This window comes from Sphingomonas suaedae, assembly GCF_007833215.1.
Lineage (GTDB): Bacteria > Pseudomonadota > Alphaproteobacteria > Sphingomonadales > Sphingomonadaceae > Sphingomonas > Sphingomonas suaedae.
This window is the reverse complement of the sequence record NZ_CP042239.1, coordinates 3,000,532-3,021,398: the sequence shown is the minus strand read 5'-3', so window position 1 is coordinate 3,021,398 and position 20,867 is coordinate 3,000,532. Positions and strand designations below refer to the sequence as shown.

Genomic DNA, 20,867 nt, shown 5'->3' with positions numbered 1-20,867 from the left:
ATCGGAGCAAGGGTGATGGAATCTGACGCGATTCGCGACAATACGGACCGGCATCGGTACGAAGTGACGATCGACGGGCATCTCGCCCATGCCGATTATCGGGTCGAAGGCGATGTCATCACCTTCACCCACACGATCGTGCCGCCCGCGCTGGAGGGGCGGGGGATTGCGAGCGGCCTGATCCGCCACGGCTTGTCCGAAGCGCGGGCGCGGGGGTTGCGCGTGGTTCCCCAATGCCCGTTCGTCGCCGCCTATATCCGCAAGCACCCCGAATGGGCGGACCTGCTGGCGGCGCCGCTGGACTAAAGCGGGCGGGGTTCACCGTCGGTCAGCAGATGGGTGCAGAGCTGCGCCTGAGCAGTGTCCGCTTCGTCCAGCGCTGCGACCGCGACCCAGCCTTCGCCGCGCAGTCGCGTGGCGGTGTCGGCATCGGTGCCGAAGGGGAGGAACAGCCGCCGTCTTTCGGGCCTGGCGATCCCTGCATCGAGCAGCGGATCCGCATAGAGTGAAAAGCCGACCGCCGGTTCGTCGCCCTGCGCGCCGATCACCGAATAGCTGCCGCCGCGCCCGATCTCACCGCGTACGCCCTGCGCGAAGAGCGAAAAGCCGATCCAGCTCTGATATTCGAAACCGTGCCGTTCGGTCGGGTCCAGCGTCAGTGCGACACGGCCCTCCACCGCCTGCGCAACTGCCTCCAGCCCATCGAGCCGCGACGCGAGCGCGCCGCTGCTATCGTGCGCACGCAGCCGCGAGATCGCCGCGTCGAACGGACCCGCAGCTTCGATCAGCGGAAGGAATGCAGCGTCGATCGCGGCGACGCCGGCCGCATCCTTGGCGTCCAGCGCATCGCGCAGCGCCGCGAGCCGATCCGCCGCCATGCCGGGGGCCAGCTGCTCGACCAGATCGGGCAGGGTGAAATCGATGGCCAGGCCCGGAACCCCCGCCGCCTCCAGCGCGGCGACCGCGACAGTGACGATTTCGCGCACCGCCGCCACGCCATCGCGCCCGATCAGCTCGCAGCCGATCTGCAGCATCGCCCGCTCGGGGCGCAATTCGCTGGCGCGCAGCTTGAGCACCTGCCCTGCATAGGAGAGACGCACCGGGCGCGGGTGATGCGCCATTCGCGTCGCAGCGATGCGGCCGATCTGCGCGGTGATATCGGGGCGAATGGCCAGCGTGCGGCGCGAGACCGGGTCGGTAAAGCGCACCGCATCCTTGCCGCTCGCCGCCTTCAGACGGGTTCCGAGCGCTTCCTCGAACTCGGCGAGCGGCGGATCGACGCGCTCATAGCCGTGCAGCCGCGCGACATCGAGCACCCGCGCCTCGAGTGCCGCCGCCGCATCGGCAAACGGGGGCAGGCGGTCGTGAAAACCCTCGGGAAGCAGTCCGTTCATGCCATCAAACCTCGTCACCCCGGCCTTGTGCCGGGGTCCACTGAGCCGTCGGCGCGAAGACCCAGGCTCATGCGCGGCGCTTGCCGCACTGTGGACCCCGGAACAAGTCCGGGGTGACGATTATGATCGTCAGAACTTCAGCGCCATCGCGGTCTTGACGCCCGGCAGTGCGCGGACCTTGGCGATCAGGTCCGGCGTCACCGCCTCGTCGACCGACAGCAGCAGGACCGCCTCGCCGCCCGCGTCGCGTCGGCCGAGGTGGAAGGTGCCGATATTCACGCCGGCATCGCCCAAGGTGGTGCCGATCCGACCGATAAAGCCGGGCGCGTCCTCGTTGACGACATAGAGCATGTGGCCGGCAAGGTCCGCCTCGACCTTGATCCCGAACAGTTCGACGAGGCGCGGGGTGCGGTTGCTGAACAAGGTACCCGCGACCGAGCGTTCGCCGGCATCGGTCCTGACCGACACGCGGACGAGCGTGTGATAATCGCCCTCCTTCTCGGTCTTGATCTCACGCACCTCGATCCCGCGCTCCTTGGCGAGGAAGGGGGCGTTGACCATGTTCACCGTGTCCGAATGGACGCGCAGGAAGCCGGCGAGCACCGCGCTGACGATCGGCTTCTGGTTCAGCTCCGCTGCCGCGCCTTCGCTGTGGATCGACACGCGGCCGATGCTGCCATGCGCCAGCTGGCCAACCAGGCTGCCGAGCTTTTCGGCGAGTTCCATGTACGGCTTGATCCGCGGTGCTTCCTCCGCCGACAGGCTCGGCATGTTGAGCGCGTTGGTGACGCCGCCATTGACGAGATAATCCGCCATCTGCTCGGCGACCTGGATCGCGACATTGACCTGCGCTTCGTTGGTCGATGCGCCGAGATGCGGGGTCGAGATGAAGTTGGGGGTGCCGAACAGCGGCGATTCCTTGGCCGGCTCGGTCACGAACACGTCGAGCGCCGCGCCGCCGATATGGCCCGAATCGAGCCCTTGCTTGAGCGCGGCCTCGTCGATCAGGCCGCCGCGCGCGCAGTTGATGATTCGCACGCCTTTCTTGGTTTTGGCCAGATTCTCGGCGGACAGGATGTTGCGCGTCTGATCGGTCAGCGGCGTGTGCAGCGTGATGAAGTCGGCGCGGGCGAGCAGCTGGTCGAGCTCGACCTTCTCGACGCCGATTTCCAGCGCGCGTTCGGGGCTGAGAAAGGGATCGAAGGCGACGACCTTCATCTTGAGGCCCAGCGCCCGGTCCGCGACGATCGACCCGATATTGCCCGCGCCGATAAGACCCAGCGTTTTGCCGGTCACCTCGACGCCCATGAAGCGGTTCTTTTCCCACTTGCCCGCCTGAGTGGACTTGTCCGCCTCGGGCAGGTCGCGGGCGAGCGCGAACATGAGGGCAATGGCGTGTTCGGCGGTGGTGATCGAATTGCCGAACGGCGTGTTCATCACCACCACGCCCTTTGCCGAAGCGGCGGGGATATCGACATTGTCGACGCCGATGCCGGCGCGGCCGACGACCTTGAGGTTCGTCGCGGCGTCGAGGACGTCCTTCGTCACCTTGGTCGAGCTGCGGATGGCAAGGCCGTCATACTGGCCGATGATCGCCTTGAGCTCCTCCGGCGTCTTGCCGGTGATCTCGTCCACCTCGACCCCGCGCTCGCGAAAGATCTGCGCGGCCTTGGGGTCCATTTTGTCGCTGATGAGTACTTTGGGCATTCTAATCTCCCTCTCCCCTTCAGGGGAGAGGGCCGGGGAGAGGGGCAGTGTCTCGTCCGGCCCTGTCAAATGATATGGAAAATTCGAGAGGGACTGCCCCTCTCCCAACCCTCTCCCCTGAAGGGGAGAGGGCTATTGGGTTAGGCAGCCTTCGCGGTGGCGTAGGCCCAGTCGAGCCAGGGGCCGAGCGCGGCGATATCGGCGGTGTCGACTGTTGCGCCGCACCAGATGCGCAGCCCCGGCGGGGCGTCGCGATAGCCGGCGACGTCATAGGCGGCGTCCTCGGCCTCGAGCAGCGATGCGAACTTCTTGATAAACGCTTCGTCGGCGCCCTCGACCGTCAGGCACACGCTGGTCTTCGACCGCGACGCCGGATCGGCGGCGAGATGGCCGAGCCAGTCGCGCTCCGCGACGATTTGGTCGAGCGCGGCGGCATTGGCATCGCTGCGCGCGATCAGCCCGTCGAGGCCGCCGAGCGACTTGGCCCATTCGAGCGCGAAGATCGCGTCCTCGACCGCCAGCATCGACGGGGTGTTGATCGTCTCGCCCTTGAACACGCCCTCGGCCAGCTTGCCCTTGGCCATCAGGCGGAACACCTTGGGCAGCGGCCATGCGGGGGTGTAGGTTTCGAGGCGTTCGACCGCGCGCGGGCCGAGGATCAGGACGCCATGGCCGCCCTCTCCGCCCAGCACCTTTTGCCAGCTGAAGGTCGCGACATCGATCTTGTCCCAGGGCAGGTCATAGGCGAACACCGCGCTGGTCGAATCGGCGAAGGTCAGGCCCGCGCGGTCGTCCGGAATCCAGTCGCCATGGGGCACGCGCACGCCGCTGGTCGTGCCGTTCCAGGTGAACAGCACATCGGTGTTCCAGTCGATCTGCGACAGGTCGGGCAGCTGGCCATAATCGGCGCGCAGGACCGTCGGATCGAGCTTGAGCTGCTTGGCCGCGTCGGTCACCCAGCCCTCGCCAAAGCTCTCCCAGGCGAGCGTGGTGACGCCGCGCGCGCCGAGCATCGTCCACATCGCCATTTCGAATGCGCCGGTGTCGGAACCGGGGACGATGCCGATGCGGTGCGTGTCGGGCAGGCGCAGCATCTCGCGCATCAGGTCGATACAATATTGGAGGCGGGCCTTGCCGAGCTTCGAGCGGTGCGAGCGTCCAAGGACTTCGGTCGCGAGCTTCGACGCGTCCCAGCCCGGAGGCTTGGCGCAGGGACCCGAAGAGAAATGGGGGCGAGCCGGCTTCGTAGCGGGCTTTGCAATGGACGCAGTTCCGGCGTCGGCGGCAACAAACTCAGTCATGTCAGTCTCTCCTTGCAGAGAGCACGCGCGGCGTTGGGACCGCGTGGCCCGTCGGCGGCCCTAACGATGGGGGACGGCAAGTCAAGCGAATCAAGGTATCGCGTGAAACCGACTGCCGGAGCGCGCAGGATAAGTACAGGTTAACCAAAATGGGTTAGGAAGGCGTCATGTATGTGCGTATCCTTCTCGTTTCGCTCCTGCCGATGCTGCTCGCCGGATGCCTGTTTGGCGGCGATGGCGCTCGGGTGGCGCCGCGTCAGGGACCGATTCGCCCCGATCCGCGCGGCCCGGTGACGCTCGACGTGCCGACCAGCCGCGAAACGCAGCAATGTTTCGCCGATCTGTCGCGCGAACGGGTCCGGTTCAGCCCGTTGCCCGATCGCGACTATGGCGGGGGATGCCAGGTGATCGGTGCGGTGCAGCTGATCGATATCGGCATTCCCGTTTCTGGGCTGAAGGCGATGCGCTGCCCGCTCGCGCGCAATTTCGTCGCCTGGATGCGACACGCTGCGGTTCCGGCGGCGCGCGAAATTCTGGACGGTGAGCTGGTGCGGGTCGAAACCTATGGCACCTATGCGTGTCGCGGCATCGTGGGGGGCAGTGCCGCCTCGTCGCTCAAGGTTTCGGAGCACGGGCTGGGCAATGCCGTCGATGTCGCCGCCTTCGTCTTGCGCGACGGGCGCAAGATCAGCGTGCTGGGCGACTGGTCGGGCGGAAGCGCGGAGGAGCGCGAATTTCTGCGCGTCGTCCACCGTTCGGCCTGTCGCCGCTTCAAGACGGTCCTCGGCCCCGAATATAACAGCGCCCACGCCAATCACTTCCATTTCGATATGGGCGGCAAGCCATATTGTCGCTGACGCACGGCGCTTTGCGTCGCGGTCGAAACCCGCTAATCGCCCGTCGATGACCGACAAGAAAGTGCCATCGCGCGTCTTTGCCCGCGCGAGCCAGGATGCGGAGACTGCGCGTACCGCCGTCTCCACCCCCCAGACCGAACACCCCGCCTATCGCCTTGCCTTTCAGGACATGGAGTTCCTGCTGCGCGAGGATCTGCGACCGGTCCGCTTCCAGCTGGAGCTGCTCAAGCCGAGCGTGCTGATGGACGAGGCGAAGATCGCCTCGCTGTTCGTCATCTATGGGTCGGCGCGCATTCCCGAACCGGCCAAGGCCCAGGCGCTGCTCGATCTCGCGACCGACGATCAGTCACGGCGGATCGCCGAGCGGCTGATCGAGAAGTCGAAATATTATGACGTCGCGCGCGAGCTGGCGCATCTCGCCAGCTGCTATCCGACCGACGAGGACGGCCAGCGGCATTTCGTCGTCACCTCGGGCGGCGGACCGTCGATCATGGAGGCGGCGAATCGCGGCGCGGCGGATAAGGGCTGCGAATCGGTGGGGCTCAACATCGTGTTGCCGCACGAACAGGCGCCCAACGAATATGTGACGCCCTCGCTCAGCTTCCAGTTCCACTATTTCGCGCTGCGCAAGATGCACTTCCTGCTACGCGCGCGCGCGGTGGCGGTGTTTCCGGGCGGGTTCGGAACGTTCGACGAATCGTTCGAACTGCTCACCTTGATCCAAACCGGCAAGATCGATCCGATCCCGGTGCTCTTCTATGGCAAGGAATTCTGGACCCGCGTCGTCAATTTCGAGGCGCTGTGCGAGGAGGGGGTCATCAGTCCCCGCGATCTAAACCTGTTCCACTTCTGCGAGACGGCCGAAGAAGGCTGGGCGATTGTCCAGAAATTCTGGGAGGATCGCGAAGGTTGACCCAAGCCAAGACCGTCGAGCGTTTAGACTGTATCGCTCTACAGCCGTTTGCCCTGAGCTTGTCGAAGGGCGGGACCCTGTCGTCGCTGAGCGCGGGAGCGGTGCTTCGACAAGCTCAGCACAAACGGCAGAATGTGTCGGGTTAGACGCGCGATGCCCTAGCGCCGCAGCGAACGCCGGGATCCAGTGTCGCGGTCAAGACTGAAACCTGCGCCACCCAGCGCGCCGACTGAACGCCAACCTCTGAGGGACGGCCTTTCACCCGATACGGTTTATTCCTTCTTCGCGGCTTCCTCGGCAGCGGCCGGATCGACCGATGGCGCGCCCGATGCCGGGGTTCCGGCATTACCAAGCTCGGTCGGGGCCACTTCATTGCCTGCCGCCGCGTCCTGGCCCTCGGCGGGCACTGCTTCGGGGGCGGGGAGCGGCAGGTTCGATCCCTGTGCATTGAGATAGGCGATGACGTTCGCGCGCTCCTGCGGGTCCGACAGGCCGGCAAAGGTCATCTTGGTCCCGGGGGCATATTTGCGGGGGCTGGCCAGCCACGCGTCCATCGCGGCGAAGTCCCAGTTTCCGGGAACCGCCTTCAGCGCCTCCGAATACGCGAATCCTGCGACATGGCCGTGCGGCTTACCCATCGAGGCCCACAGGTTCGGGCCGACGCCGTTCGCGCCGCCCTGGGTGATCGTGTGGCACGCCGCGCATTTGGCGAACGACGCCTGGCCCTTGGCGACATCGGCCGCCGCGAGACGGTTGGCGATCGGCTCGACCGTGGCAGCCCCGCCTTCACCCTCGGCACCATCGGCGCTCTCGACCGGATAGCCCGCCTTTTCAGGAGCTTCGCTGTGATAGAGCATCCCGCTGACGATCGACAGGCCCAGGGCCGACGCGCAGCCGAACAGGACCCAGCCTGCGATCGTGTTCATGCGATTGTCCATTGCGCGCCCGTCTGCCCCGTGTTGATCTTGGCCGGTTCCTTTAGTGCGCGGTTTTGCGCACCGCAACCCGGGCTTGCCGCAACTTCGCCCGCTCTGTAAGCGCGCGCGCCAATGGACAATTTCGCCGCCCCCGCCCGCCCGATCGTCGAACGCATGACGCAGGCCGCGCTTGCGGAACCCGGACGGGCGGTCGCGTTCCAGGGCGCGCCGGGCGCAAACTCGCATATCGCCGCGCTCGAAGCCTTCCCGACCGGCCTGCCCCTGCCCTGTTTCAGCTTCGAGGATGCGATCGACGCGGTGCGCGATGGGCGCGCCGACCGAGCGATGATCCCGATCGAAAATTCGCTCCACGGCCGCGTCGCCGATATCCATTTCCTGCTGCCCGAATCGGGGCTGGTCATCATCGGCGAGCATTTCCTGCCGATCCGCTATGCGCTGATGGGATTGGGTACCCGCGCCGGGGTGCGTCAGGCAATGAGCCACCCCCAGGCGCTGGGCCAGTGCCGCCACTGGCTGAAGGCGCAGGGGATCGCACCCCTCTCTTACCCCGACACGGCGGGCGCTGCGGCAATGGTGGCCGATGCCAAGGACCCCGCGTTAGCCGCGCTCGCCCCGCCGGGCGCCGCGCCGCTCTATGGCCTGACGGTCTTCGAAAGCGACGTCGCCGATGCGGATCACAACATGACCCGCTTCGTGGTGCTCGCGCGCAATGCGCCGCCGCTCCCCGACCATGGCCCATACATGACCACCTTCGTGTTCGAGGTGAAGAATATCCCCGCCGCGCTCTACAAGGCGCTGGGCGGCTTTGCGACCAATGGCGTCAACATGACCAAGCTGGAAAGCTACCAGCGCGGCGGCAGCTTCGCTGCGACCGAATTCTATTGCGATATCGTCGGACGGCCGGGCGATGCGCCGGTCGATCGCGCGCTGGAGGAACTGAAGTTCCACACCAAGTCGATGCGGCTGCTCGGCACCTACCCACAGGCGCGCGCGCGGCCGGAGTAATTCGATTCGTTTCAGTTAGACCGCACCAGTCCGCGCCCCCACCCGGCCGCCCAACGATAGTATATTCTATGGGTGGCCGGGGGGTGGCCGGGTGGGGGCGCGGGCTGGTGCCGCGTCAGCGAAGCTGAAAACAACGCTACCGCTCGCGCGTCGCCATGAACTTCACCTTCGAATAGCGCTCGGCAACATAGCCGATTTCCCAGGCCGACTTCGCGAGGAAGACGGGGTCGCCGTCGCGGTCCTTGGCCATCGCGCCGCGATTGAGCTCCATGAACTCCTTCACATCCCCCGCCTCGCCGCCGATCCAGCGCGCGGTGTCGAACGGCGCGGGTTCGAGGTTGGCGCCGACCTTATACTCGGCATCGAGGCGCGACAGCAGCACGTCGAGCTGGAGCTGGCCGACCACGCCGATGATCCAGTTCGACCCGATATCGGGATAGAAGACCTGGATGACGCCCTCTTCGGAAAGGTCGTCGAGCGCCTTGCGCAACTGCTTGGTCTTGGTCGGGTCCTTCAGCACCACGCGACGCAGGATTTCGGGCGCGAAATTGGGCAGGCCCGTGAAGCGCACGCTCGCCTTTTCGCTCAGCGTATCACCGACGCGCAGCGTGCCGTGGTTGGGGATGCCGATGATGTCGCCGGGAAACGCCTCGTCGGCCAGCTCGCGCTGCTGGGCGAAGAACATGATTGGCGAATGGATCGCGATCGGCTTGCCATGGCCGGTGGGGGTCAGCTTCATGCCGCGCTTGAACGTCCCCGAGACGAGCCGCATGAAGGCGATGCGGTCGCGATGATTGGGGTCCATGTTCGCCTGCACCTTGAACACGAATCCGGTGACCTCGTCGCGGTCCGGCGCCACCGGCGCTGGTTCGGCGGGCAGGGCGTGCGGCGGCGGCGCGTGGCGCGCGATCGCGTCGATCAGCGAATCGACGCCGAATTCCTTGAGCGCGGAGCCGAAATAGACCGGGGTGAGGTCGCCATTGCGATAGGCGTCGCCGTCGAACGTCGCATAGCCGGCAAGGCCCAGTTCGGCCTCTTCGCGGACCTTGGCGAGCGTCTGTGCCGAGATCAGCGTATCGAGCTGCGGATCGTCGAGGCCGCTGGTCTGCACCACCTTGCCCTGGAATTCGCGGCTGTCGCCCTCGGGCAGCAGCAGGCGGTGGTCGACCAGATCGTATATTCCTTCGAACTGCCCGCCCATCCCGACCGGCCAGGTCATCGGCGCGACATCGAGCGCGAGCAGGTCGGCGATCTCGTCGAGAATCTCGAACATCTCGCGGCCTTCGCGATCGACCTTGTTGACGAAGGTGATGATCGGCACGTTGCGTAGGCGGCATACTTCGAACAGCTTGCGCGTCTGGCTCTCGATGCCCTTGGCCGCGTCGATCACCATCACGGCGGAATCGACCGCGGTCAGGGTACGATAGGTATCTTCGCTGAAATCCTCGTGCCCCGGCGTGTCCAGCAGGTTGAACGTCACCCCGTCCCGCTCGAAGGTCATGACCGAACTGGTGACGGAGATTCCGCGCTGCTGTTCGATCTTCATCCAGTCCGATCGTGCGCGCCGCGCAGCGCCACGCGCCTTCACCTCTCCGGCGAGATGGATCGCGCCGCCGAACAGCAGCAGCTTTTCGGTCAGCGTGGTCTTGCCGGCGTCGGGGTGGGAGATGATCGCAAAGGTACGGCGGCCAGAAGATATCTTGGCGGGAGTCGGATGTTCGGGCATCGCGGCCCTCTAGCGGCAAGCGGCCGATGAATCCACGGGCGCGATTTGCGAAACACTCGCTTGCGCAGCTTGCACTGTCGCGACTCGGCGACCGGTGTCATCCTTCGCGCACGCCACGCCTGCTGCGGGGCGTACAGAGCGAAGGATGCGAGCCATGAGCACCATCACCACCAGCGACGGCACCGAGATTTTCTACAAGGATTGGGGGCCGAAAGATGCCACGCCGATCGTCTTTCACCATGGCTGGCCGCTGAGCGCGGACGATTGGGACAACCAGATGCTGTTCTTCCTCGCCAAGGGCTATCGCGTCATCGCGCATGACCGGCGCGGCCATGGCCGGTCGAGCCAGACCGACACCGGCAACGAGATGGACACCTACGCCGCCGATGTCGCCGCGCTGGCTGCCGCGCTCGATCTCAAGGGCGCGATCCATATCGGCCATTCGACCGGCGGGGGCGAGGTCGCGCACTATGTCGCGCGCGCCGAACCCGGCCGCGTGGCAAAGGCCGTGCTGATCGGTGCGGTGCCGCCGGTGATGGTGCAGAAGGACAGCAACCCCCAGGGACTGCCGCTCGAGGTGTTCGACGGCTTCCGCGCCGCGCTGGCCGCCAACCGCGCGCAATTCTACATCGATGTACCGACCGGCCCGTTCTACGGTTTCAACCGCGAGGGCGCGAAGGTCAGCCAGGGTCTGATCGACAATTGGTGGCGCCAGGGGATGATGGGCGGCGCGAAGGCGCATTACGATTGCATCAAGGCGTTCAGCGAAACCGATTTTACCGAGGATCTCAAGGCGATCGACGTTCCGGTGCTGGTGATGCACGGCACCGACGACCAGATCGTGCCGATCCATGATTCGGCGATGAAGGCGATCGACCTGCTCCGCCACGGCACGCTCAAAACCTATGACGGACTGCCGCATGGCATGTGCGCGACGCATCCCGAGGTGGTGAACCCCGATCTGCTCGCCTTTATCGAGGGGTGAGTTCGGCGTGGCGGGCCGGTCGCCGGTCCGCCGCGTTCAGCTGCGGCGCTTGCGCGACTTGCGGCGCTCGCGTTCCAGCAACACGATCCGCTCGAAACAGGCCATCACCTGTTCGCGCGGATGGCGCCGTTCGATCCGCCGCAGCCGGAAATGGACATGCGCCATTTTCTGGTAATAGCGGGTGAAGACCGTGTTGATCGCCGCCCCTGCCGCCGCGCTTATCACTGGCGCCGCACGGGCTGCGATCGACTGGCCGAAGGTGCGGCCCATGCGCGGCACCACCGCGCCGATGACGCCCGAGACCGACTGGTGGCTGAGCGCGATCCGCCCCGCCCACAGTCCGGTGTCGGTGGCGTCGTCGTCGGTCAGCGGCCCGCCCAGCCCGAACACGGCGATACACTGCGCCCGCACCTGCGGATCGTCGATATCCTCGCCATAATAAGCGGCAATCTGCTGGATCGAGCGCAGGATCAGCGTGGTGGTGACGGCGAGATCGGCAAGCGTCATACCGATCCCGCCGATGCCCCCGATCGCTCCGGTGAACCCCGCTGCAAAGCGATGAAATCCTTCGCTATTCTTGACCGGGCGGGCGTCGCCGGGGGCACGGCGGGTGGACCTGTTGGTACGAAAGGCAAAGGCGTAGCTCTGGCGCAGCGCGAGATCGAGCATTCCCTGGAGCTTGGCTTCCCAATCGTCCGGCAGCCACTCGACGACGTTATCAGCCTGTTTGCCTGCCTGGGCAGCGAGGTTCATCAGGACGCTTCCGGCATCCTCATGATATTCGGCGATAGCGAGAAGTTCGACGAGGTCATCCTCGCCGAACGCCGCGCATGCATTGCCGGGATCGATCGACTCCAAGCCCCATGTCCCCCCGCAGCCAGGCTATTGCCGCTGTGCGCCAGTGCAAGCACCAATCCATACCAGCGTGGGACGGTTTAGCACGGCATCCATGTCACGCGCATGGCGAAGCGTCGCGTTTCCCCCGCCGGGATCGCGATCATTCCCGGCTTGTCGCGGATGTCGCCCGCAAATTCCGCAGGATCGGCATGGCCCTGCCAGGGTTCGACGCATATGAAGCGCGCGCCGGGCTTGGTCCAGATGGCGAGGGTCGACGTGCCTTCGAACGCAATATCGAGCTGAGGGCCATCGACGGTGCCGTAGCGGAGCGAGCGGCTGGCGGGCGCCATCCAGATCAGCGCGTCGTCATGGAACAGGTCGTCGCGCAACCACAGGGTTTGCCCCTCGAGCGGGCTTTCGCGCTCGCCCGGGGCGATCAGGCCCTTGTCGAGCGCGGCCAGCGCTCCGGGCTCCTCGCGATCGAACAGGAGGCGATGCTCCTCCCTCGTCTCGCCATAGGGCAGCGGCCAGGCAAAGGCGGGGTGGAAGCCGAAGCTCGCTGGAAGTGCCGTCGCCGTGTCAGGATTGATGACCTCGACCTCCGTGACCAGCGTCGCGCCGTCGAGGCGATAGGTCGCGCGCAGTTCGAACGCGAAGGGATAGGTCGCGCGGGTCTCCGCATCGTCGCGCAGGGTGAAGGTCGCGTGGGTCTCGCCCGAATCGGTCACGGCAAACATGCGCCGCCGCGCGAAGCCATGCTGCTGCATCGGATAGGCGCGGCCATCGACCCGCAACACATCCCCGTTGAGCCGCCCGACGATTGGGAACAGCAGCGGCGCGTGGCCGGTCCAATAGGCGGGATCAGCATCGGTCATCAGCTCGCGACCCTCGGCATCGCGCAGACTGACCAGTTCGGCGCCCAGCGGGTCGATCCGCGCGCTCAGCGCCGCGTTGCCGATCGCGATCATCTCACCCCTCGCGATGGACGGCGAAACCGGCGAAATCCTGGTTCACCGGCATCAGCTCCAGCCGGTTGATGTTGAGATGCGGCGGCAGCGTCGCGACCCAGAGCAGGGTTTCGGCGATATCCTCCGGCGTCATCGGATGGACCCCGGCATAGAGTTTGTCCGAGGCATCACGGTCGCCGCCGGTGCGCACGGTCATGAACTCGGTTTCGACCATGCCCGGCTCGATCGAGGTGACGCGAACCCCGGTGCCGTGCAGATCGGCACGCAGCGCGAGGCTGAAATGGTTCACGAACGCCTTGGTCCCCGCATAGACATTGCCTGCCGGATAGACATAGCTGCCCGCGACCGAACCGAGGTTGATGATCGCGCCCTTCCGCTTGATGAGCATCGGAAGCAATTTGTGGGTGATCGACATCATCGCGGTGACGTTGGTGTCGACCATCGTCTTCCAGTTATCGAGATCGGCGTCCTGCGCCTTCTCCAGCCCGCGCGCGAGCCCGGCATTGTTGATCAGCAGATCGATTTTGGCGAAGGGTTCGGGCATCGAGGCGAGCGCTGCGTCGCGTGCAGCCTCGTCGCGAATGTCGAATTCCAGCGTATGGACCATGTCGCTCTTAAGCGCCGCCAGTCGGTCGGCGCGGCGTCCGGTCGCAACGACATGCCAGCCCGAATCGGCAAAGGCATGGACCGCCGCTTCGCCGATCCCTGCAGTGGCGCCGGTGATGAGTACGGTGGGCATGGCGTTACTCCTTGCTAGTCACCCCGGCTTTGTGCCGGGGTCCACCGGGCCGCACGCGCGACCCTATTGGCTCGAGCGCTGCGCTAGCGGCGGAGTGGACCCCGGCACAAGGCCGGGGTGACTAAAAAGAGCTTCACCCCCGCAGGCTCGCGCCCAGCTTCGCCGCCGCCGCGACGATCTTGTCCGCCACCGCCTTGATCTCTGCGTCGGTGAAGCTCTTCTCGCCCGGTTGCAGCGTCACTTCGACAGCGAGGCTCTTCTTGCCCTCCTCGACGCCTGCGCCGGTGAACAGGTCGAACAGCCGCGCATCGGTGATCACCGCCTTGTCCGCACCCTTGACCGCGCGGACGAGATCGCCTGCCGCCAGGCTCGTCGGCACGATGAAGGCAAAGTCGCGCGTCACCGGCTGCAGCGCCGGGGGCGTGTAGGGGGCCCGCGCGAACCCGGTCGCGCGTTTGGCGGGAATCGCGTCGAGGAAGAGGTCGACCGCAGCGACCGGGCCTTCGAGGTCGAAGCGCTTGGTCAGGCTCGGGTGGACCATCCCGAAGGCGGCGAGCACCATCTTCGGTCCCAGCCGCAGCGTCGCCGACTGGCCGGGATGCCAGGCTGCACCGGCCTCGCCCATTACCTGAAGGTTGCCGACCGGCGCACCGGCGGCTTCGAGCAGCGCCAGCGCCTCACCCTTGGCATCGAACGCGCCGAAAGGCTGTGCCTTGCCATTCGCCCAGCCGCGGGGGCTGCGCTCGCCCGCGAGGAGGACGGTGAGGGTCAGGCGTTCGCCATCGCCAAGATAGCGGCGGCCGAGTTCGAACAGGCGCACGCTCGTCGCGCCACGCTTCACATTGCGCGCCGCCGCCATCATCAGGCCGGGGAGGAGCGAGGGGCGCATCACCTTCAGGTCCTCGCTGATCGGATTGGCAAGCGTCCATGCGCCACCGCCGACCGCGTTGGCTTCGTCCTGCGCGATGAAGCTCCACGTCACCGCTTCGTTCAGGCCGCGCGCAGCGGCGGTGCGGCGGATTCGGCGTTCCATCTTCTGCTCGGGTGTCGCGGTCGGCTTGGCGACGCCGGGCGTGCGCGGCAGCGGGGTGGAGGGGACCTTGTCGATCCCCTCGATCCGGATCACTTCCTCGACCAGGTCCGCAGGTCCGTCGACGTCGCGCCGCCAGCTGGGCGCGGTGACGCGAAAGCCGTCGCAGGCGTCGTCCAGCTCGCACGGGTCGCCATTGGCGTCGAGCGGCTGAACGGTGAAGCCCAGCGATTCGAGAATGTCGCGCTGCCGTTCCGCCGGGATTGCCAGCCCGCCCAGCGCCTCGGCGAGCGTCGGATCATAGCCCAGGATCGCGCCGACGCGCGGCGGCTTGCCCGCGCGGGTCACGTTGCTCGCGGTGCCGCCGCAGAGTGCCAGCACCAGCCGGGTGGCAATCGCCAGCCCGTCATCGAGAAATTCGGGATCGACCCCGCGTTCGAACCGGGTGCGCGCGTCGCTGGTCAGCATCAGCTTCTGCCCGGTGCGGGCAATATGCGCGGGATCGAAATAGGCGCATTCGATCAGCACATCGGTGGTGGTGTCGCTGCACCCCGAATCCTCGCCGCCCATGATGCCGCCGATATCGTGCACCGCCGCGTCATCGGCGATCACCGTCATGCTCTCGTCCAGCGCATAGCTCTTGCCGTTGAGCGCCAGCACCGCTTCGCCCGCCTTGGCCCGGCGCGCGACCAGCCCGCCTTTGAGCGTCGCCATGTCATAGACATGCAGCGGGCGGCCCAGCCCCAGCATCACGAAATTGGTGATGTCGACCAGCGCGCTGATCGGCTTTTGCCCCACCGCCTTCAACCGGCGTTGCAGCCAGTCGGGCGATGGACCGTTGCGGACACCGCGCACGCTCTGCGCGTAAAATGCGGGGCAGCCTTCGGAATCGTTGGTGCGAACGTTCGGGCCATCGCCCTGCGGATCGATCGCGGGCAGCCCGGCCACCACCGCATCGAGCGGCTTCAGCGTGCCAAGCCCAGCGGCGGCGAGATCGCGGGCGATGCCGCGCACACCCATGCAATCCTGACGGTTCGGCGTGATCGAGACGTCGATCACCGGATCGTCGAGTCCCGCATAATCGGGATAGGGCGTGCCGACCGGCGCATCCTCGGGCAGTTCGATGATGCCGTCATGATCGTCGCCCAACTCCAGCTCGCGGCTGGAACACATCATTCCGTTCGAGTCGACCCCACGCACGGCGGCGACCTTCAGCACCATGCCGTTGGCCGGCACGGTCGCGCCGGGCAGGCCGAGCACGCCGACCAGGCCCGCGCGGGCATTGGGCGCGCCGCACACGATCTGCAGCGGTTCGCCATCGCCAGCATCGACGGTCAGCACCTGCAGCTTGTCGGCCTGCGGATGGCGCTCGGCGGTCAGCACGCGCGCGACCTTGAACGCGGCCAGCGCGGCGCCGGGATTCTCCACGCCCTCGACCTCATGCCCGATGCGGTTGAGGCCATCGACGATCGCGGTCAGGTCCGCGTCGGTGTCGAGATGCTCCTTGAGCCAGCTCAGCGTGAATTTCATGCGCCGACTCCCCCCGACAAAGTGGGCACGTCGAGCGCCGAGAAGCCGTAATGCTTCAGCCAGCGCAGATCGCCGTCGAAGAATGCGCGCAAATCGTCCATCCCGTATTTGAGCATCGCGAGGCGATCGACCCCGGTGCCAAAAGCAAAGCCCTGCCATTCGTCGGGGTCGAGCCCGCACGCCTCGATCACGCGGCGATGGACCATGCCGCTGCCCAGCACCTCCATCCAGCCGCCATTCTCGGCGTCGCCCGATCCGCCAATCTCGCGCTTGCCGTTCTTCCAGGTGAACCCGACATCGACTTCCGCGCTGGGCTCGGTGAACGGGAAATAGCTTGGACGCAGGCGCAGGACGATGTCGTCGCGTTCGAAATAGGCCTTGAGGAAGGTTTCCAGCGTCCATTTGAGGTGACCGAGCGTGATCCCCTTGTCGATCACCAGCCCTTCGATCTGGTGGAACATCGGCGTGTGCGTCGCGTCGCTGTCGCTGCGATAGACGCGGCCCGGCGCGATGATGCGGATCGGCGGGGGCGTCGACGTCATCGTGCGGATCTGCACCGGCGACGTGTGGGTACGCAGCACCATCGGCCGGTCATGCTCGCCCGCGAGATAGAAGGTGTCGTGCATCGCCCGCGCCGGATGCGTCTCGGGAATGTTGAGCGCGGTGAAATTATGCCAGTCGTCCTCGATCTCAGGGCCCGTCGCGACGGCAAAGCCCATATCGGCAAAGATCTCGGCCAACTCGTCCATCACCTGGCTGATCGGATGGACGGTTCCGGCGGGGACGCCATCGACCGGCAGGGTCATGTCGAGCGTCTCGCTGGCGAGCTTCGCCTCCAGCGCCGCGCCCTCCAGCGCCGCCTTGCGCGCCGCGATCGCCTCGGTCACCGCCTCGCGCAGGCCGTGGATGCGCGGACCCGTCTCCTGCCGCTCCTCGGGGCTCATGCCGCCCAGCGTCTTGAGCAGACCGGTGACAGCCCCCTGTTTGCCCAGCGCATGGACGCGCACTGCCTCCAGCGCATCGACGCCGGAAGCCGCGTCGATCGCGGCGAGAAGGTCGGTCTTGAGTTGGTCGAGATCGGTCATCGGAATTCCGTTCAATGGTCTAGTGGTCCGAACCGCAGTCAGGCGCGAAGGTCAAGTCCGGCTACCCAGCAACGCGACGCCGAACGCGATGAAAACGCCGCCGCTCACGCGGTTGAACAGCCGCTGGCGGTTGGCCGGCGCGAGCCAGGCGGCGAACGAGCGGCCACCCAGCGCATACATGCCGAACCAGAACGCCTCGATCGCGGCAAAGCTCGCGATCAGAATGGCGAGCTGGGGCGCGAATGGCGCGCTGGTGTCGATGAATTGCGGGAACAGCGCGGCGGCGAAGATGATCAGCTTGGGATTGGAAAATCCCGTGCCAAGCCCGGCGCCGAACATCGCGGTGAGCGAGGGCGGGGCGGGCTTTTCCGCTTCGGCATCGCCGCCGACCGGCGCACGCCACGCCTTGATCCCCAGCCACACCAGATAGCCGACGCCGACATAGCGCAGCAGATCGAACAGCATCGGCGACGCCTTGAGCAGCGCGCCAAGGCCAGCGGCGGAGGCGAGCAGGCAGACGAGGTTGGCGGTCATCAGCCCGGCCATCGAGGCGATCGAGCGGCGCGCGCCGTGATGAATGCTCTGCACCATGACATGCAGCATGTTCGGCCCCGGTGTCGCGGAGATCAGGAACACGGCGGTGACATAGAGCCACCAGGTCTGGAGCGTCATCAATCGTTCCCTTCAAACCCAATTCGTCACCCCGGCCTCCGTGCCGGGGTCCACCGTGCCGCAAGCGCGGCGGCGGAGCCTCTCGCGTATCGCCCGCCTCCCGGTGGGGCCCGGAACAAGTCCGGGGTGACGAACGGAGGGTGGTCCGCCTTGGACCAAGAAAAAGGGCGCCGGTGGATGTCCACCGGCGCCCCATTATTCGGTCGCTACAGGCTGCCTCAGGCGGCCTGGGGCAGAGCCGCCTTCGCCTGCGCGATGATGGCGGTAAACGCCTCACCTTCGTGCATGGCGATATCGGCCAGGACCTTCCGGTCGAGTTCGATGCCGGCGAGCTTCAGCCCGTGCATGAACTGCGAATAGGTCAGGCCTTCGGCGCGGACGCCGGCGTTGATGCGCTGGATCCACAGGGCGCGGAAGCTGCGCTTCTTCACCTTGCGGTCGCGATAGGCGTATTGGCCGGCCTTTTCGACGGCCTGGCGCGCGATGCGGATGGTGTTCTTGCGACGGCCATAATAGCCCTTCGCCTGATCCAAAATCCGCTTGTGCTTCGCCTTGGTGGTTACACCACGTTTGACACGTGCCATGGTCTGCTACTCCTTACTTGAGGCCGTAGGGCGCCCAGAGGCGCACATGGCCGGCATCAGCTTCGGACAGGACCGACGTGCCGCGGTTGGTGCGAATATACTTCGCGTTATGGCTGCTCAGGCGGTGACGCTTGCCGGCGACGCCGTGCTTCACCTTGCCCGTTGCGGTGAATTTGAAGCGCTTCTTCACACCGCTCTTGGTCTTCATCTTGGGCATTTTCGTCTCCTTTTGCGCGCGACGATCACGAACAGCCCCGGCAGCCCTTGTTAGCCGGGCGGTTCCCCTGAATCGCGGAAAGGCGGGCCGATAGTCGGTTTGAGGCAGTTTTGCAACCGATGCTTGTTTGCGTGAGAACGCTGTCGCGTTCTGCGGCACCGGCCCACTCCCCCACCCGGCCACCCATTCCAGAATATCCTGCCGATGGGTGGCCGGGTGGGGAGTGGGCCGGTGCCGCGCGCGCCGTGAGGCGCGCAACTATTCAGTGCGCGCTGCCTTGGCACCCCAGCAGTTCGACGAGTTCCTCGATTCGCGCCGGATCGCCCGCCGCGATCACCTCGCCATTGCTGTCAGCGTGGAGCGGATCGCCCTGCCAGTCGCACATGCGCCCGCCCGCGCCCTCGACCACCGGCACCAACGCCGCGAAATCGTGCAGCTTCAGCCCCGCCTCGATCACCAGGTCGAGATGTCCCGACGCGACCAGCCCGTAATTATAGCAGTCACCCCCCAACACCGTACTCATCACCGCCGAATCGACATGTTCGAACGCATGAAGCTGGCCGTCGGTAAACAAGGCGGGAGAGGTGGTGGCGAGCAGCGCTCGGGAGAGTTCGCGGCAGGTGCGGGCGTGCGCGGGCTTGCCGTTGAACAAGGTCGTGCGCCCGGTGACGCCCAGCCAGCGCTCGCCGATGATCGGCTGATCGATGATGCCCAGCACCGGCCAGCCATCCTCCAGCAGAGCGATCAGCGTGCCGAAGATCGGCCGACCGACGATGAAGCTGCGCGTCCCGTCGATCGGATCGAGCACCCAGGTGCGGCCGCTGGAACCCGCCCGCTCAGCTTCTTCTTCGCCGATAATCGCGTCCATCGGCCGTTCTGCGATGATCAGGCGTCGCATCGCGGCTTCGGCTTCACGGTCGGCAATCGTCACAGGCGACGAATCGCCCTTGGCCTCCAACCCATGCTCGGCGCGGAAATAGGGGCGGATCGCCGCCCCCGCCGCATCGGCGAGGCGCTGGGCGAGATCGATATCGGCTTGGCTGACAGGCATCGGCCCCGCCTAGCGGCGGAAAGGCGCGATGAGAACCGCCTTATGCGCCCCAGAGGTCGCCAGCCCGCTCCCCCACCCGGCCATCCAACGTCAGTAATCTATTGGGTGGCCGGGTGGGGGAGCGGGCTGGCACCGCAGCCGGTTCAGCCCAGCTGAGCCGAACCTAAAACGGCAGCCAGCGCCGCTTTTCGCTGAACTTCATATAGCCGACATTTGCGCCCGCACGCCATCCGACGCCGAGTCGTACCGGGATCAGCACTACATCGCCACGGCGCAGATAGGTGGCGGAAAAACCGCCCACGAAATAGAGTCGCCCCTCGCCCGCCGGGAAACGCTTGTAGAGTTCCTGGCTGTCATAGAGATTGTAGACGAGCACGAACACCTTGTTGGCATCGCCGCCAACGTCGAATCCCACCGAAGGGCCGGTCCAGTACACATCGCGCTCGCCCTCGACCGCATGGACCATCGTTCCGGAACCATAGCGCAGTCCGACGACGATCGCACCCGATCCTTCGGACCCGGCGATATAGGCGTTGGGCTCGCCCTGTTCCTTCAAGATATCCTCGATCAGCGCGGCGAGTCCTGACGCGCCTTTGCCGAACACGCCCTCAGCCGCGGCGACGAGCCGGACCTGATCGAAGGTGGTCGGCACTTCGGGTTTCTGCAACTCGCCCCCCGCAACGGGAGGCGCCCCTGCGGGTGCCGCGGGCGGCGGCGCGGGCTGTTGATCCTGTTGCCCGTCATAGGGCGGGGCATAGGGGGCGCCAGGATCGACCGGTTCGCCTGGATAGGCTTGTTCGTCGGGTATCTGCGATTGCGGCCGGTCGAGATCGGCGTCGATCGCGCTGTCGGGATCGACGGTCTGGATGCTCTGCGCCAGCGCGGGACCCGCCATCATTGGCGGCACCGCCAGCGCCATCCCGATCCAGATCAACAATCGTCGCATTCAAACCCTCCCGCATTCTACGCTTTGGACTCGCCCTGGACTCGCGGCAATGAACCGGCGATGACCCGAGTCGAATTTGCGCCAAACCGCCGCAAAACGGCCCATTGATCGCACGCGCGACGCTCGCTATAGCGCCCGCTCGCTACAGACATCCGGAGACGTGGGTGAGTGGCTGAAACCAACGCTTTGCTAAAGCGTCGTACGGGGAACCGTACCGAGGGTTCGAATCCCTCCGTCTCCGCCATTTTGGACCTTTTTTAGGTCGCCACGCCCCTAAAAAACCGCTAAAAACTCCCGGAAATCAGCGGTTTTTTCGTTCCGCTGCGTTTCACCCAATTCCACACCATCCCACACGAAGTGTGGGGCAAAGTGTGGGGTAAAA

Annotated in this window: 20 protein-coding genes and 1 tRNA gene; 6 read left to right on the top strand and 15 right to left on the bottom strand. The window is 66.0% G+C overall.

The genetic code is table 11. The annotated features are described in order from the left end of the window. The first annotated feature begins 15 nt into the window (after nucleotides 1–15). A complete protein-coding gene (locus FPZ54_RS14245; protein ID WP_145848250.1) occupies nucleotides 16–306 on the top strand; it encodes a GNAT family N-acetyltransferase in 291 nt (96 codons plus the stop codon). On the opposite strand, the gene FPZ54_RS14240 is transcribed toward FPZ54_RS14245, so the two are convergent. The 3 genes from FPZ54_RS14240 to FPZ54_RS14230 all read right to left on the bottom strand — a co-directional run bounded on the left by FPZ54_RS14240 (nucleotide 303) and on the right by FPZ54_RS14230 (nucleotide 4,402). Next, nucleotides 303–1,394 (bottom strand): ATP phosphoribosyltransferase regulatory subunit, encoded by a 1,092-nt coding sequence (locus FPZ54_RS14240; protein WP_145848249.1) that lies wholly within the window; start codon nucleotides 1,392–1,394, stop codon nucleotides 303–305. The genes FPZ54_RS14245 and FPZ54_RS14240 overlap by 4 nt on opposite strands. A gap of 129 nt (nucleotides 1,395–1,523) precedes the next feature. Next, the gene (gene serA, locus FPZ54_RS14235; RefSeq protein WP_145848247.1) at nucleotides 1,524–3,101 is read right to left on the bottom strand and encodes a phosphoglycerate dehydrogenase; all 1,578 of its coding nucleotides are present in this window, start codon (nucleotides 3,099–3,101) and stop codon (nucleotides 1,524–1,526) included. A gap of 140 nt (nucleotides 3,102–3,241) precedes the next feature. Further along, a complete protein-coding gene (locus FPZ54_RS14230) occupies nucleotides 3,242–4,402 on the bottom strand; it encodes a phosphoserine transaminase (protein ID WP_145848244.1) in 1,161 nt (386 codons plus the stop codon). A gap of 173 nt (nucleotides 4,403–4,575) precedes the next feature. Between FPZ54_RS14230 and FPZ54_RS14225 the strand changes: the two genes are divergently transcribed. Together FPZ54_RS14225 and FPZ54_RS14220 are read left to right on the top strand one after the other, a co-directional pair. Then, nucleotides 4,576–5,259 (top strand): extensin family protein, encoded by a 684-nt coding sequence (locus FPZ54_RS14225; RefSeq protein WP_422396538.1) that lies wholly within the window; start codon nucleotides 4,576–4,578, stop codon nucleotides 5,257–5,259. A 46-nt stretch (nucleotides 5,260–5,305) separates the two neighbouring features. After that, entirely contained in the window at nucleotides 5,306–6,172 is an 867-nt protein-coding gene (locus FPZ54_RS14220) for an LOG family protein (RefSeq protein ID WP_145848240.1), read from the top strand. A gap of 272 nt (nucleotides 6,173–6,444) precedes the next feature. On the opposite strand, the gene FPZ54_RS14215 is transcribed toward FPZ54_RS14220, so the two are convergent. Beyond that, entirely contained in the window at nucleotides 6,445–7,110 is a 666-nt protein-coding gene (locus FPZ54_RS14215; RefSeq protein ID WP_145848237.1) for a c-type cytochrome, read from the bottom strand. A 111-nt stretch (nucleotides 7,111–7,221) separates the two neighbouring features. On the opposite strand from FPZ54_RS14215, the gene FPZ54_RS14210 reads away from it, so the two are divergent. After that, the gene (locus tag FPZ54_RS14210; protein ID WP_145848234.1) at nucleotides 7,222–8,115 is read left to right on the top strand and encodes a prephenate dehydratase; all 894 of its coding nucleotides are present in this window, start codon (nucleotides 7,222–7,224) and stop codon (nucleotides 8,113–8,115) included. Between the two features lie 136 nt (nucleotides 8,116–8,251). Here the strand turns inward: FPZ54_RS14210 and FPZ54_RS14205 are convergent, their stop codons facing one another. Further along, nucleotides 8,252–9,841 (bottom strand): peptide chain release factor 3, encoded by a 1,590-nt coding sequence (locus FPZ54_RS14205; RefSeq protein WP_145848232.1) that lies wholly within the window; start codon nucleotides 9,839–9,841, stop codon nucleotides 8,252–8,254. 154 nt (nucleotides 9,842–9,995) lie between these two features. Here FPZ54_RS14205 and FPZ54_RS14200 point away from each other — a divergent pair, with 154 nt between their 5' ends. Then, nucleotides 9,996–10,826, top strand: a complete 831-nt coding sequence (locus FPZ54_RS14200; RefSeq protein WP_186456780.1) for an alpha/beta fold hydrolase — start codon at nucleotides 9,996–9,998, stop codon at nucleotides 10,824–10,826. 36 nt (nucleotides 10,827–10,862) lie between these two features. On the opposite strand, the gene FPZ54_RS14195 is transcribed toward FPZ54_RS14200, so the two are convergent. The 10 genes from FPZ54_RS14195 to FPZ54_RS14150 form a co-directional block, all read right to left on the bottom strand. Continuing rightward, complete coding sequence (locus tag FPZ54_RS14195; RefSeq protein ID WP_145848228.1) at nucleotides 10,863–11,684, bottom strand: EcsC family protein; 822 nt, start codon at nucleotides 11,682–11,684, stop codon at nucleotides 10,863–10,865. A 77-nt stretch (nucleotides 11,685–11,761) separates the two neighbouring features. Next, nucleotides 11,762–12,631, bottom strand: a complete 870-nt coding sequence (locus FPZ54_RS14190) for an aldose 1-epimerase family protein (protein ID WP_145848226.1) — start codon at nucleotides 12,629–12,631, stop codon at nucleotides 11,762–11,764. Nucleotide 12,632: 1 nt separating this feature from the next. After that, complete coding sequence (locus tag FPZ54_RS14185) at nucleotides 12,633–13,370, bottom strand: SDR family NAD(P)-dependent oxidoreductase (RefSeq protein ID WP_145848224.1); 738 nt, start codon at nucleotides 13,368–13,370, stop codon at nucleotides 12,633–12,635. 133 nt (nucleotides 13,371–13,503) lie between these two features. Beyond that, on the bottom strand, nucleotides 13,504–15,930 hold the full coding sequence (gene pheT, locus FPZ54_RS14180) for a phenylalanine--tRNA ligase subunit beta (protein WP_145848222.1): 2,427 nt from the start codon (nucleotides 15,928–15,930) through the stop codon (nucleotides 13,504–13,506). Next, nucleotides 15,927–17,015 carry a phenylalanine--tRNA ligase subunit alpha gene (gene pheS, locus FPZ54_RS14175; protein WP_145848220.1) on the bottom strand — a complete coding sequence of 363 codons (1,089 nt, stop codon included), beginning with the start codon at nucleotides 17,013–17,015 and terminating at the stop codon, nucleotides 15,927–15,929. The genes pheT and pheS overlap by 4 nt, the downstream gene beginning before the upstream one ends. 51 nt (nucleotides 17,016–17,066) lie before the next feature. Further along, nucleotides 17,067–17,687 carry a LysE family translocator gene (locus FPZ54_RS14170; protein WP_145848218.1) on the bottom strand — a complete coding sequence of 207 codons (621 nt, stop codon included), beginning with the start codon at nucleotides 17,685–17,687 and terminating at the stop codon, nucleotides 17,067–17,069. Nucleotides 17,688–17,905: 218 nt separating this feature from the next. Next, entirely contained in the window at nucleotides 17,906–18,271 is a 366-nt protein-coding gene (rplT, locus tag FPZ54_RS14165) for a 50S ribosomal protein L20 (protein WP_145848216.1), read from the bottom strand. A gap of 13 nt (nucleotides 18,272–18,284) precedes the next feature. After that, complete coding sequence (gene rpmI, locus FPZ54_RS14160; RefSeq protein ID WP_066581118.1) at nucleotides 18,285–18,488, bottom strand: 50S ribosomal protein L35; 204 nt, start codon at nucleotides 18,486–18,488, stop codon at nucleotides 18,285–18,287. A 262-nt stretch (nucleotides 18,489–18,750) separates the two neighbouring features. Continuing rightward, nucleotides 18,751–19,539 carry a histidinol-phosphatase gene (hisN, locus tag FPZ54_RS14155; RefSeq protein WP_145848214.1) on the bottom strand — a complete coding sequence of 263 codons (789 nt, stop codon included), beginning with the start codon at nucleotides 19,537–19,539 and terminating at the stop codon, nucleotides 18,751–18,753. A 163-nt stretch (nucleotides 19,540–19,702) separates the two neighbouring features. Beyond that, the gene (locus tag FPZ54_RS14150; protein ID WP_145848212.1) at nucleotides 19,703–20,485 is read right to left on the bottom strand and encodes a DUF1134 domain-containing protein; all 783 of its coding nucleotides are present in this window, start codon (nucleotides 20,483–20,485) and stop codon (nucleotides 19,703–19,705) included. A gap of 154 nt (nucleotides 20,486–20,639) precedes the next feature. On the opposite strand from FPZ54_RS14150, the gene FPZ54_RS14145 reads away from it, so the two are divergent. Beyond that, a tRNA-Ser gene (locus FPZ54_RS14145) sits at nucleotides 20,640–20,729 on the top strand. The last annotated feature ends 138 nt before the right edge of the window (nucleotides 20,730–20,867 follow it).